Genomic DNA, 12,481 nt, shown 5'->3' on the forward strand with positions numbered 1-12,481 from the left:
TCCCACCCTTTTCCCTGCCCGGCGGCGCAGTGCTTGCCGGGCAGGGGAAACCCGGGGGCGGTCGCGAAGCCGTACCCGGTTATCTCCCCGCCCTGATGCTTCCCCGCCGAATGAAAAATGAACGGAATCTGAAAATCGACCTGCCGGCTTGGGTCATCGGCTGTCTTCGCGTATTTTTAGCCTTGTTTCGCAGGAAAACCAGAACACGGAGTCTATTTTTACCCTTCTTGATATGGACAAATTCCTCATGCTGGCGCTGGCTATCCTTGTGATGGCCGCGTGTAAACCCTTCGTTGACGCTTCCTCCTGCGATGAAACACAGGGGGCGATCAACGATGCGAACTTTTTTATTTTGACCTCCCTTCCGCCGCTGAACGGCGAAGTGCAGAGCGTGCAAATCGTCGGCAGCCAGAATAACGAATATGGCGCCCTTCGTTTCGCGCGTTGCCGCCAGCTGGCAAGCTATGAGCGGGCAAAAACCCTTAACACCGCACATGGCGCAACGATCGTCAGAGATAATGTTCGCTGGCGAAATGATAAAGGATGGATGCGGGAATATATCCGGCAGACCCGGAGCGCGACGGGAAATATCAGCAAGATGGTGATGCGCGAACAGTTTTATACCGATTCTCTCGGGCGGATTGTGCGCGCCGAAAACGTGTCCGCGACGCAGCAACCGCCCAAAGTCCTGCATACGACCACCTATCAGTATGACGACCGGAACCGCCTGGTCCGTAAAACGGTCAACGGCGGTATGATGGTCATGCTTGCTGTCGATTACCGCTATACGGATGGGCGCCTTAGCCGAATGGCTGACTCGGACTCCACCTCGACGCTGCGTAGGGATGAAAAAGGGCGCTGGATATCCCGGGAAACGACCTCAACGTATAGTGGAGCACGCCAGGCCCGTTGTTTAGGGTGGGATCCCGAGGGGAACTGTACCGCGGAGTATGCCGAGCAGCCTGCTGCAGGGGCAATGAAAGATCAGTCTCTGCACTACCAGTATACCTATTATCCTCGATGATCCTCCGCGGCAGAAAGCCCCGCGGGCCCGGCAGCATAGGTTCATGCAGGCTGGTGCTGCCGGGCAGGAGAGCGGGGTTTCTCCCTCTCTCTGGGGGAGAGGGCCGGGGTGAGGGCATCAGGCCGCCCGGATCTCAGCCATTCACCAGCGCCAGCGTAAAGCCATCCCATCCCTTAATGCCCACCGTCTGCAGCGCGGTGGCGGTGAGCCGCGGGTTATCGCCGATCATCTCGATAAACCGACGCACGCCCTGCACACGCGCGTCATCGCTTTGCCCATTAATCACCTCGCCATCGCGCACCACGTTATCGCCCACGATCAGCGTCCCGGGGCGGGAATAGTGCAGCGCCCACTCCAGATAGTGAGGATTATTAGGTTTATCGGCATCAATAAAGATCAGGTCGAATGGCGGCGTGTTCGCCAAATTTTCCAGCGTGTTCAGCGCGGGTCCTTCAATAAGCTCAATGCGCTCGTTTAGCCCGGCGAGGCGGATATTCTGGCGCGCCACCCCCGCATGCGTCGGGTCGGCCTCGAGGGTAATCAGCTTTCCGTCGGCGGGCAGCGCACGCGCCATCCAGATGGCGCTATAGGCGCCGAGCGTGCCAATTTCAAGGATCCGCCGCGCCTGGGTCATGCGCACCAACAGCGCCAGAAATTGCCCCTGATTGGCCGCAACATCATGTTCAGGTAGCCCGGCGCGTTTGTTGTTTTCCAGAACCTGTCTCAGCACGTCATCATCAGGAATAAGCGAAGAAATCATGTAATTATCGACAGCAGACCACTGTTGTTGCATAGATTAACTCCCTGGTGGTAGTAGTGGCCGGGTGGCGCAACGCTATCCCGGCCTGAATACTGGCTTCCGCGCTCTGGACGGTGGCGGACCGACGCGAGCAGGCTTTTCACGCGTTCATCCAGCCGCCTCCCAGCGCCCGGTACAGATCGATCTGCGCCAGCAGCAGGTTATTCTTCACCTGGACCACGCTAAGCTGGGTGGAGAACAGCGTTCGCTGGGCATCAAGCACATCCAGATACGAAGAGTAGCCGTTACGGTAGCGATTCTGCGCAATGCGCAATGTTTCCTCCGCTACCGCCACCTGTCCCTGCAGCTCGGTCAACTGTTCGCCGTAGCGGCTAATGGCGTCAAGGCTGTCATTGACCTCTTTGAACGCGCCGCGCACCGTTTTCTCATAGCTGTACAGCGCCTGGTTGCGCTGGGCCATGGAGACATCCACCTGGGCGTTTAACGCCTGGCGGTTAAGCAGCGGCGCCAGGATGCTACCGCCAATGCTCCACAGTCGCAGCGGATCGTCGAGCAGATCCGGCAGCGTCCGGTCCTGCAGGCTGCCGGTGGCGGTCAGGTTGATAGACGGCAGCAGCTGCGCCTGCGACGAGGCCAGGGTGGCATCGGCGGCTACCAGCTGACGCTGGGCCTGTACGATATCCGGGCGGCGGTTGAGTAGGGTGGACGACAACTGCGAGGGCAGACGCAGCGGGGTGAGCCCGGCGAATTCGCCACGTTTGACCGCGCCGGGGTTATCCCCCAGCAGCACGCTGAGGGCGTTTTCCTGCTGCGCAATCTGGTGCTGCAGCGGCGGGATCTGCGCCCGCGTTGAGCGCAGCTCCGAATCCGCCTGCATCAGCTCAAGGCGCGAGGTATACCCGGTTTCAAACTGACGTTTGGCCAGCCGCCAGGCGTCTTCCCGTGATTGGACCGTCTGCTGCGTGACCCGCAGCTGCTCATCCAGCGACAGCAGCGTCACGTAGCCCACGGCCACCGAGGCGGCGACGCTCAAATTGGCCGCGGCGGCAGCGGCTTTCTGCGCCTCGAGGCTGGCCCAGGCGGCGCTGGCCGCGCTGCGGTTCGCGCCCCAGATATCGACATCATAGCTGGCGGTCAGGCCGCCTTTGTACAGCGTGCTGTGGATCGGCAGGCCGGTGGCGGCGGACTGCGCGCGGGCGCGGGTGCCGGTCAGGCTGGCATCCAGCGAGGGAAAAAGGCTGCTGTCGGCGGCATACGCCCGCGCCTGATACTCATTGACCCGCTCGCGGGCGATCAGCACATCGCTGTTATAGCGCAGCGCCCGGTCGACATACTGATTCAGCGCACTGTCATGAAAATTGCGCCACCATACGCCTTCCACCGGGCTGGCAGGGCCAACGTCGGCCCGCCAGGCGGCAGGGATGGTCAGGGTCGGCTGCGCGCGCTGGACATCGGCGGACTGACAGCCGACCAGCGCCAGGACGATGACAAGGGTGACCGGGCGGATCATGGCTGCTTCTCCGCGCGGGTATCAATGGTCACCTGCACCGACATGCCGGGGCGCAGGCGCTCGCTGTTGCGCTGCCCCTCGTTAACCGTGATGCGCACCGGGATGCGCTGGGCGATCTTGACGAAGTTGCCGGTAGCGTTGTCCGGCGAAATAGCGCTGAACTCCACCCCGGTCGCCGGGGAGATACTCTGCACCTTGCCGTGGAAGGTCTCGCCGTTGAGCGCGTCAACGGTGAAGGTAACCGGCTGGCCGATACGCACATCGGCCAGCTGGGTCTCTTTCAGGTTGGCGATCACCCAGTGCTGCGGCGGGACCAGCGAAGTCAGATGGGTTCCGGCGCTGACGTAAGCGCCAAGACGCACCGAAATCTGCCCCAGCTGGCCGCCGGTGGGGGCGATGATCTGCGTATTCTGCAGGTCAATCTGCGCCAGTTCGAGGGCGGCTTTGGCGCTGGCCACGTCGGCCTCCAGCGAATCGCGATTGACGATGGTCGATTCGAGATCCTGGCGCGACATCTCCAGCGCCGCTTTCGCCTGTTCAATATCCGCTGCCCCCTGGGCGGCGCTGGCGCGGGCGGAATCACGCTCGCGGATCGACAGCGAGCCATCGGCGGTCAGTTCCTGCACCCTTTTTAAATCGGCCTGGATTTTCAGATTCTGCGCGCGGGCGTTTTGCAGCGCGGCTTCGTTTTTGGCGATCGTCGCCTCGGCGCTTTTGCGCTGCTGCAGGTTGTTGCGCAGCGCCGCCTCCTTCATCGCCAGGGTGGCCTGGGCCTGGTGCACCCGCTGTTTATAGATGCGATCGTCTATCTGGAACAGTACCTCGCCCGGCTGAACGATGGCGAAATCCTTGACGTTGACGGCAGTGATGTAGCCGTTGACCTGTGGGCTGATAAAGGTGGTCTGCCCGCGCACGTAGGCGTTGTCGGTAAACTGGCTATGCCGGGTGAACGGCGGTAGCTGCCAGGCATAGAGGATCACCAGTACGCCGACGAGGCCTATCGCCGCGGCGGTAAAAATGGAGACCACGCGAATGTTGTTTCGGGTATTGGCCTGTTGTTTGGCCGCATCCTGCTGACTCATAACGACTCCAGAGATGAAATGATGATAATTATTTGCTGCCAGTGGCGCGTTTTAAAGCGATACGGGCGGTCAGTCGTAAGCGAATTAAGCGCCAGAAAACCCACACTAACGTCCCGGCGGAGATCGCCGCCGTCAGCAGATAGGTATCATTCCAGGCGAGAATATTGGCCTGCAGCGTCGCGGCGTTTTGCAGGAGCGTCGTGGCCTGGACGTTAAGCAGCGTGCTGTCGCCGATCTGGCTCTGGTACATCTGGCTGTACTGCTGCAGGCGCTCGACGATCAGCGGGTTGAGGGTGGTGATCTGATCCGCCAGCTGACTGGAGTGAAATTTCTCCCGCCAGGTCTGGAAAGTACCGAGGATCGCCGATCCCAGCAGGCCGCCGATGTTCTGGCTCATGCCGAACAGCACCGAGAAGCTGACCAGGTTGCGCGGATCGGCGAATACCCCGCCAATACCGGCGAGCATCGCCGGCGCCAGAAAAAAGGCGCTGCCGAAGCCAAGCAAAAACTGGCTGAACATCAGTTGTTCCGGGCGGGTGAGGGCGTTGGACTGACTGTCGAGCAGCGAGGCCACCATGATCAGGGCCAGGGCGGTGGCGGTCGGCCAGTAGAGCTTCTGCGGGTTAAGCGTCAGGCAGCTGGCAATGATCCCGCACAGAATGCCGGCGAAAATTGACCACGCAAGGTTGGTCATCTGTTCGTTTTGCAGGCCAACGTACTGCAGCCAGCCGATCACCCCGGTATTCTGCTCCGCCAGCACGATGCGGATCAGCAGCATAATCAGACCGAGGCGCAGGATACTGCCGCTGGAGAGCCATTTGGTATTGAGCAGGGGATTGCTGCGGTTATGCTCGAAGGCGATGGCAGCGACGATCAGCACCACCGCCGCCGCCAGCGACCAGCCGATCCACGGCGCTTCGAACCACCACTCGAGCCGCCCCAGCGACAGCACCGCGCACACCAGCGCCATGCCGGGGGCCAGCAGGAAGAAGGTGATAAAATCCTTCTTCTCGAACACCTTTTTACGATCGCTCGGCGGCAGCTTCAGCGCGATGACGCAGGCCAGCGACACCAGCGCCAGCCCCAGTTCAAAGAAGTAGAGCCCGCGCCATTCGTCGGTCTGCAGCAGCTCGGTGGAAAAGAGGCGCGCCAGCGGAATGGCCAGCGACGAGCCAGTGATACCGATGGTCAGCCCTTTAAGGCGGTGGCGTGCGGGCCAGGCTTGCACCTGATAGTAGATCCCCAGCGAGCTGAGCGCCGCGGCCACCATGCCGTGGGCGGCGCGGACCATCATCGCCGAGCTGAGATCGTTGACGAACAGGTGGAAGAAGGTGACCAGCACATAGAGCACCAGAAAGCCTTCGGTAAAGGCGCGCAGCCCGAACTGTTGACGAAATTTCACCAGCAGCAGGTTGATGGAGACGTTGGTCATGACATACACCGCCGGCAGCCAGGCGATCTCCGTCGACCAGGCGGCGAAGGTGCCCTGCAGCAGCTGCAGATTGGCGGTGACTACCGCGTTGCCCAGCGCGCCGGTGAGGCACACCAGCAGCCCGACCACCCCGTAGGCCAGGCGCTTCGCCGGGCTGTGCAGCGGCGTCGATGGCGAGCCGAGCAGGGCCGGTTTTTCATGCGGCGCCCAGTCATGGGGGGCGTAAGGGTTACTCTGACGACGGGGCATTATTTCTTCTCCACTTCGCGCAACAGCTTTTCCAGCACCCGCTGAGTTTGTTCCCGCTCCTGTGGAGTAATCGCCGTCAGGATCTCTTCACGCAGATCGTCCGCCACCGTTTTGACCTGCTCGAAGAGGGCCTGCCCCTGGTCGGTGACCACCAGCAGCCGCTTGCGTTTATCGCGGTCGGTGGTGACGCGCTCCACCAGGCCGAGGGTCACCAGGCGGTTGATCAGCGGCACAATGGTCGCGCTCTCCACTCCCAGCTCCTGCGCCAGTTCGCTTTGCGACAGCGGCTGGTGATGGCGGGCGATAGCGGCGACCGCTACCCAGCTGGCCTGGCTGAGGCCGAGGTTTTTCAGCCGACGATTAACCGCCAGCCGCCAGTGATGGGCGGTCAGATATAAAAGATGGGAGAAGTTTAGCTGTCGATGGTCCATAGGTCGTCTGCCAAAATCGTTAGAGCTCTAACGAGTTTATGCCTGACGACCGACGAAATTCAAGGGAAAGGATAAATAAGGGTTAACGGTGTGTGCGTTTATTGTAGCGAACAGGAGGATACCCCCTCAGGCCATTTACTCATGGAGGATGCTCTTATTCTGCGCCATCACCCAGGTGATAAAAGCGCGCAGGGGCGCGGGAATATGTTTGCGACTCGGATAGTAGACGCAGAAATGATCCGCCGGGTAGCGGTAGCTGGGCAATAAGCGGATCAGGCTGCCGGCGTTCAGTTGCGCGGAGACCAGCGACTGATAGACAAAGGCGATCCCCAGTCCGCTCTCCGCCGCCTGGATCATCGCCGTATCGGAATCGACGACCAGATCGCCTTTGACTGCGACTTCGCCTGGCTCGCCGTCGGGGCTGATAAACTCCCACCGATACTTTTCGCCGCTGGGAAAACATCGGTTGATACAGCGAAAATTGATCAGCGACTGCGGGGTGTCGGGCGCTCCGGCCTGGCGGAGATAGTCCGGGCTGGCTACCGGGATCAGCGACAGTTTCTCGCCAAAGGGGATGGCAATCATATCTTTGGGCACATCCCGGGAATAACGAATGCCAGCGTCAAAACCGGACTCGATAATATTCACTTTCCGATCGGTGGTAAACAGCTCCAGCGTCACGTCAGGATAGGCGGTTTTAAAAGCAATAAAATAGCGCTGAAAGAAAAGGTCGAGAACAATGCGCGGTAAATTGACTTTCACCACCCCTTCCGGGGTCAGACGGTGATAATTCAGACTGTCGACTACCCGGCGATAATCATTAACCACCGGCGTCATATTATTAAGAAATTCCTCACCCACGGCGGTTAAAGACAAACTGCGCGTCGAGCGATTGAGCAGGCGCACGCCTAATTTTTCTTCCAGATGATTAATAGCGCTGGTGAGGGCCGGCGGTGAAAGATTTAATGCTCTGGCAGCTTGTCGAAAACTACCATGTTTCACTATGAGTATTAATATTTCAATTTGTTGCAAATCAGGCAACGTTTTCATTGTTAATTTCCAGCTAACACCGCGTTCGGAATAGATTAATTGTTATCAATGTAAAAGGGAAGTATATATTTAATAACATTCAGCACGTAAGGAAAATAAGGTGAAAACACGTTATCTCGGAAAAGAGAAGTTCCAGGTTTCCGCATTGGGTCTCGGGTGTATGGGAATGAGTTTTGCCTATGGCGGCGCTGAGGAGTCGCAGGCGATAAATACCATCCATGCCGCAGTGGACATGGGCGTGACCTTCCTCGATTCCGCCGAAGTGTATGGGCCATTTGACAATGAAGTCCTTGTCGGGAAAGCGATTAAAGGCATCCGCGATAAGGTGCAGATTGCCACCAAATTTGGCTTTCGTATTCTGCCGACCGGCCAGGGGCTGGAGCGGATGGCCGGCGTCGACAGCCGTCCGGAACATATTCGTGAGGCGGTGGAAGGGTCGCTGAAGCGGCTGAATATCGAGACCATCGATCTGCTCTATCAGCACCGCGTCGATCCCGCGGTGCCGGTGGAAGAGGTGGTGGGCACCATGGCCGACCTGGTTAAAGAGGGTAAAATTCGCCACATCGGGCTGTCGGAAGTGTCAGCCCAGACGCTGCGCCGGGCCTGCAAGGTGCATCCGATTACCGCGGTGCAGACGGAATACTCGCTGTGGACCCGTGAGCCGGAAGACGGCATCCTCAAGGCCTGCCGCGAGCTGGGGGTGGGCTTTGTCCCTTACAGCCCGCTGGGGCGCGGCTTCCTGACGGGCAAAATCACCGACCCCAGCCTCTTCGCTGCCGATGATTTTCGTCGCAATCTGCCGCGCTTCCAGGCCGAAACCATGCGCAAAAACCAGCAGTTGCTCGACCGTCTGCAGCAGGTCGCCGGCCGCTACGATGCCACCCTGGCGCAGATGGCTCTCGCCTGGGTGATGAGCAAAGGCGAAGATATCGTGCCGATCCCCGGGGCACGAAAAATCAATCACCTGCGCGATAATGCCGCTGCGGCCGATATTATGCTCTCGCCTGAAGATATTCTCACCATCGATCATATTTTCGCTGCCGAAAACGTCGCCGGCTTACGCTATAACCAGGGCGACTTTAATTTAATCGATAAATAATCTCCTGAATACGTTCCTCCCGCCGTTCTGGCGGGAGATAAGGTAACTTATGACTATTGCTGTTTCCCGTCCGGCGGGATTGCCTGCGGCGGTGTATGCGCTTTCCGTGGGTTCATTTGGTATTGGCACCACCGAATTTGTGATTATGGGTTTATTACTCGATGTGGCCCATGATTTTCATATATCCATTACTCTTGCCGCCTGGTCTATTACCGCTTATGCCTGTGGGGTGGTGATTGGCGCGCCGCTGCTTACGCCGCTATTAAGCCGTTATCGCAAAAAACCGGCGCTGTTATTTTTGATGATCTTATTTTCCATTGGAAATTTAGGCTGCGCGATCGCCGGTAATATGACCATGCTAATTATTGCCAGGGTAATAACCGCTTTCGCTCACGCTTCGTTTTTCGGAATAAGCTCAGTCTATGCCGCGGAGCTGGCGCCGGTAGATAAACGAGCTTCGGCGGTCTCCGCCGTGTTTCTCGGCGCCACCCTGGCCAATATTCTGGGCGTGCCGCTCGGCGCCTGGGTGGGGCAGTACCTTGGCTGGCGCTATACCTTCTATATGGTCACGCTGATCGGCGTTCTCTCCGCCCTGGCAGTCATTGCCCTGGTGCCTGGCCGTCAGGCGCAACCGTCGGCCCAGAGCCGGATCCGTGATGAGCTAAAGGTGCTCCGCCATCCCGCGGTGCTGCGCAGCCTGCTGATCACTGCCCTCGGGTTCTCCGGCGTCTTCGCCGCCTTCACCTACATCGCGCCGATGCTGAAAACCGTCACCGGGATGAGCGAACACCTTATTCCGCCGGTGCTGATGCTGTTCGGCGTTGGGATGGTCGCCGGGAATCATCTTGGCGGCCGACTGACCGACGGCGGCGTCCGCCGGGCGCTGCTGCTGACTCTCGCTTTGCTGAGCGTCGTCCTGTGCCTTTTCCCGTTGGCTATTCAGACGCTGCCTGGTGCCTGCGCGGCGGTGTTTTTGCTGGGGGCGGCGATGTTCTCCACCATTCCGCCGCTGCAGATGCAGGCGCTGGACAGCAGTGAGAGCGGTAAAAGCATGGTCTCCTCGTGCAATATCGCCGCCTTTAACCTCGGCAATGCCGGCGGCGCCTGGTTTGGCGGGCTGCTGCTCGCCTCTGGCGTCTCTCTATCTCACATTCCTCTGGCCGGTGCTTGCCTGACCGCCAGCGGATTGGTTATCGCTAGTGTGACGTTGTCACCTTTAAAAGGAAGTCAAGCATGAAGTATCGGTATTTAGGTTCCACCGGGCTGTCGGTTTCGGAGCTCTGTTTCGGCGCCATGACGTTTGGTGAGAAAGGGGCCTTTCTCGGCGCGCCGGGGCGCAACTGGTCGGAATTCGGCGTGGTGCCTGAGCAGACGGCCTACGATCTGGTGTACAAAGCGCTGGACGCCGGGATTAACTTTTTTGATACCGCGGACTGTTATAAGAACGGCCAGGGCGAAGAGCTGCTCGGCAACGCGCTGAAGGGAAAACGCCAGCAGGTGATTATCGGCACGAAAGGGCGCTGGCAAACCGACCCCAACCCGAATGCGCTGGGGGCGTCGCGCTACCATATCATCAATGCCGTCGAGGCCAGCCTGCAGCGGCTGAAGACCGATTATATCGATATCTATCACCTTCACGGGTTCGATCCGCGCACCGCACTGGAGGATACCCTGCGCACGCTGGATACCCTGATCCGCGCCGGGAAAATTCGCTATATCGGGGTCTCCAACTACGCGGCCTGGCAGCTGGCGAAGGCGCTGGGGATCTCGGAGCGCCTTGGGCTGGAGAAATTCTGCGTCTATCAGGGCTATTACAATATCGCCGCGCGTGAACTGGAGCATGAGATTATCCCGCTCAGCGTCGATCAGAACGTCGGCATCACCGTCTGGAGCCCGCTGGCCGGGGGCTTTCTCACCGGCAAATACCCGCGCAATCAGGCGTTTCCCGAAGGTAGTCGCCTGGCGAACGCCACGCCGTTCGAATCCGCGCCGATCGCCAACCGCGAGCAGGCCTGGCAGACCCTGGAGGTGATGCAGGAGATTGCCCGCCAGCGCAACGCCAGCGTCGCGCAGGTGGCGCTCAACTGGCTGCGTACCCGTCCGGGGATCGCTTCGCTGGTGATCGGCGCGACCAAACTGGCCCAACTGGAAGATAACCTGGCGGCGCTGAACTGGACGCTGAGCGACGAGGAGACGGCGATCCTCAACAGCGTGAGCGAGAAAGAGAAACCATACCCCTACTGGCATATCTGCAATGTCGCCGGCGATCGTCGTCTGGCCGATGATATCTATCCCTAATCACCCTGCACCCAGGCAACACGCGTATGCCCCACATGGGGCATACAGAGAGGCTCGATCGTGAAAAAAGTACTCATTGTTGGCGCCGGCCCGGTAGGGTTAATCATTGGCTGCTATCTGAATAAGTATGGAATTGATTTTGATATCATTGATAAAAATACCCACAGCACCACCTGGTCCAAAGCGCTGAGCGTCAGTCCGGCGACCATTAAAGCCTTCCACGGCTTAGGCCTTGCCGGGGAACTGATCGCCCAGGGAAAACAGGTGCAGTCAGTCTACGCTTACTATAAAAACCGCAAATTTCTGCATATTGATAACCGCCGACTCGCCACCTGCTATCCCTTCCATGTCAGTATCCCGCAGCCGCGGACGGAGAAGATCCTCGAAACGGCATTAGCCGCCGCCGGGCGGCAGGTGAGACGCGGGCACCAGCTGGTCTCCTGGCGCCGGGAGGGGGAGCGCTATCACGTCTCCCTGCTCGACGATGCCCGTCGGGCCTGTTCCGCCGCTTATGACTATATTATCGGCGCCGACGGCGCGGCCAGCACCGTCCGGGAGCTGGCCGGGATCGGCTTTAGCGGTCATGACTATCCGCTGCATTTTGTGATGGCGGATGTGCAGTTCGACCCCGCGGCGGCGCTCCCGGGGACCTCCTACCATATTGATGAGCAAGGCTTTCTAATTTTCCTGCCCATGCCGGACAATCAGGTCAGGATTGTGATTAAAAAAGCCGGGCGCTTGCCGTCGCCGCGTCCGGTGCCTGACCTGCAGGAGATTAACGCCGCGCTGGCGCGCTACTGCCCTCAGGTGCCGCCGGCGCAGAGGCTCACCTGGTCCTCCAGCGCCAATTTCTATAACCGCATCGCCGATGACAATCTGCAGCACCATATTATGCTGGCGGGAGATGCCTTCCACCTGTTCAGTCCCATTGGCGGGCAGGGGATGAACACCGGCGTCCAGGATGCGGTGAACCTCGCCTGGAAGCTGGCTTTCTGTCTGCACGGCGTGGCCACTGACCGACTGCCGGCGTCCTATCGCACCCAGCGCTTCGCCGCGGTGAGCGGTGTGCTGCGCTCCACCGACCATGATACTGGCCTGATCGCCGGTCTGGTGCCGAGAAATCATATCGATGGGGTCTACTTTCCGGAGTTTTGCAACCGTCACTACTATCGTCACCAGCTGCCGCTGCAGTACGCCGGTTTCACCGCGACGCAGGCGCAGGAGACGGACGGCCTGGCAGGGCACCATGTTCCCTGGTACGTTTTTGCCTCCCCGCAGGCGACGTTTCGCAACAGCTATGACGCCTTCGCCAGCGGTAAGGTGGTGATCTTTTCCGCCCGCGCCGCCTGTCCTCCTTTGTCCCGCCTGAAGCAGGCCGGCTGGTTTATGTTCTGCTCCCTCGAACCGGCGGACAAGGCGTTTCTTGAGGCGCTACAGATCGGTCCCGATGACTACGCGGTGGTTAATCCCGATGGCTATGTGGGCTTTACCGGCAGCGAAGCCGGGACGCGGCAGTATCTTTCCTCGCTCTACGTAATGGAATAAT

Annotated in this window: 11 protein-coding genes; 5 read left to right on the forward strand and 6 right to left on the reverse strand. The window is 59.6% G+C overall.

The features are described 5' to 3' along the window. The first annotated feature begins 148 nt into the window (after positions 1–148). Positions 149–1,024 carry a hypothetical protein gene (locus ACQUTI_RS00370; protein ID WP_227544980.1) on the forward strand — a complete coding sequence of 292 codons (876 nt, stop codon included), beginning with the start codon at positions 149–151 and terminating at the stop codon, positions 1,022–1,024. A gap of 133 nt (positions 1,025–1,157) precedes the next feature. On the opposite strand, the gene ACQUTI_RS00375 is transcribed toward ACQUTI_RS00370, so the two are convergent. The 6 genes from ACQUTI_RS00375 to ACQUTI_RS00400 all read right to left on the reverse strand — a co-directional run bounded on the left by ACQUTI_RS00375 (position 1,158) and on the right by ACQUTI_RS00400 (position 7,538). Next, positions 1,158–1,817 carry an O-methyltransferase gene (locus ACQUTI_RS00375; protein ID WP_017898725.1) on the reverse strand — a complete coding sequence of 220 codons (660 nt, stop codon included), beginning with the start codon at positions 1,815–1,817 and terminating at the stop codon, positions 1,158–1,160. 106 nt (positions 1,818–1,923) lie between these two features. Next, positions 1,924–3,294: an efflux transporter outer membrane subunit gene (locus tag ACQUTI_RS00380; RefSeq protein WP_428923164.1), complete on the reverse strand. Its 1,371-nt coding sequence runs from the start codon at positions 3,292–3,294 to the stop codon at positions 1,924–1,926. Continuing rightward, the gene (locus ACQUTI_RS00385) at positions 3,291–4,376 is read right to left on the reverse strand and encodes an HlyD family secretion protein (protein ID WP_004204059.1); all 1,086 of its coding nucleotides are present in this window, start codon (positions 4,374–4,376) and stop codon (positions 3,291–3,293) included. Before ACQUTI_RS00385 ends, ACQUTI_RS00380 begins: the two co-directional genes overlap by 4 nt. Before the next feature lie 28 nt (positions 4,377–4,404). Beyond that, the gene (locus tag ACQUTI_RS00390) at positions 4,405–6,057 is read right to left on the reverse strand and encodes an MFS transporter (protein WP_017898724.1); all 1,653 of its coding nucleotides are present in this window, start codon (positions 6,055–6,057) and stop codon (positions 4,405–4,407) included. Next, on the reverse strand, positions 6,057–6,488 hold the full coding sequence (locus ACQUTI_RS00395; RefSeq protein ID WP_004204063.1) for a MarR family winged helix-turn-helix transcriptional regulator: 432 nt from the start codon (positions 6,486–6,488) through the stop codon (positions 6,057–6,059). Before ACQUTI_RS00395 ends, ACQUTI_RS00390 begins: the two co-directional genes overlap by 1 nt. A gap of 135 nt (positions 6,489–6,623) precedes the next feature. Next, on the reverse strand, positions 6,624–7,538 hold the full coding sequence (locus tag ACQUTI_RS00400) for a LysR family transcriptional regulator (RefSeq protein ID WP_017898723.1): 915 nt from the start codon (positions 7,536–7,538) through the stop codon (positions 6,624–6,626). Positions 7,539–7,638: 100 nt separating this feature from the next. On the opposite strand from ACQUTI_RS00400, the gene ACQUTI_RS00405 reads away from it, so the two are divergent. Genes ACQUTI_RS00405 through ACQUTI_RS00420 form a run of 4 tightly spaced genes read left to right on the forward strand, consistent with a single transcriptional unit; the run spans position 7,639 to position 12,480 of the window. Beyond that, positions 7,639–8,637, forward strand: a complete 999-nt coding sequence (locus tag ACQUTI_RS00405) for an aldo/keto reductase (RefSeq protein WP_064150154.1) — start codon at positions 7,639–7,641, stop codon at positions 8,635–8,637. Between the two features lie 49 nt (positions 8,638–8,686). Next, positions 8,687–9,874 (forward strand): MFS transporter, encoded by a 1,188-nt coding sequence (locus tag ACQUTI_RS00410; RefSeq protein WP_017898721.1) that lies wholly within the window; start codon positions 8,687–8,689, stop codon positions 9,872–9,874. Continuing rightward, positions 9,871–10,935, forward strand: coding sequence for an aldo/keto reductase (locus ACQUTI_RS00415; protein ID WP_023289473.1), 1,065 nt, complete (start codon positions 9,871–9,873; stop codon positions 10,933–10,935). The genes ACQUTI_RS00410 and ACQUTI_RS00415 overlap by 4 nt, the downstream gene beginning before the upstream one ends. A gap of 60 nt (positions 10,936–10,995) precedes the next feature. Next, positions 10,996–12,480: an FAD-dependent oxidoreductase gene (locus ACQUTI_RS00420; RefSeq protein ID WP_017898719.1), complete on the forward strand. Its 1,485-nt coding sequence runs from the start codon at positions 10,996–10,998 to the stop codon at positions 12,478–12,480. Position 12,481: the final 1 nt, after the last annotated feature.

Origin of the sequence: Klebsiella sp. 7-CIP_Kleb. (assembly GCF_050378655.1) — a bacterium.
Taxonomy (GTDB): Bacteria; Pseudomonadota; Gammaproteobacteria; order Enterobacterales; family Enterobacteriaceae; genus Klebsiella; species Klebsiella quasipneumoniae.

Excerpts from the sequence above, each read along its gene's own strand:
- ACQUTI_RS00375 (WP_017898725.1), bottom strand. The coding sequence starts at position 1,817 with ATGCAACAACAGTGGTCTGCTGTCGATAATTACATGATTTCTTCGCTT.
- ACQUTI_RS00380 (WP_428923164.1), bottom strand. The coding sequence starts at position 3,294 with ATGATCCGCCCGGTCACCCTTGTCATCGTCCTGGCGCTGGTCGGCTGT.
- ACQUTI_RS00385 (WP_004204059.1), bottom strand. The coding sequence starts at position 4,376 with ATGAGTCAGCAGGATGCGGCCAAACAACAGGCCAATACCCGAAACAAC.
- ACQUTI_RS00390 (WP_017898724.1), bottom strand. The coding sequence starts at position 6,057 with ATGCCCCGTCGTCAGAGTAACCCTTACGCCCCCCATGACTGGGCGCCG.
- ACQUTI_RS00395 (WP_004204063.1), bottom strand. The coding sequence starts at position 6,488 with ATGGACCATCGACAGCTAAACTTCTCCCATCTTTTATATCTGACCGCC.
- ACQUTI_RS00400 (WP_017898723.1), bottom strand. The coding sequence starts at position 7,538 with ATGAAAACGTTGCCTGATTTGCAACAAATTGAAATATTAATACTCATA.
- ACQUTI_RS00410 (WP_017898721.1), top strand. The coding sequence starts at position 8,687 with ATGACTATTGCTGTTTCCCGTCCGGCGGGATTGCCTGCGGCGGTGTAT.
- ACQUTI_RS00415 (WP_023289473.1), top strand. The coding sequence starts at position 9,871 with ATGAAGTATCGGTATTTAGGTTCCACCGGGCTGTCGGTTTCGGAGCTC.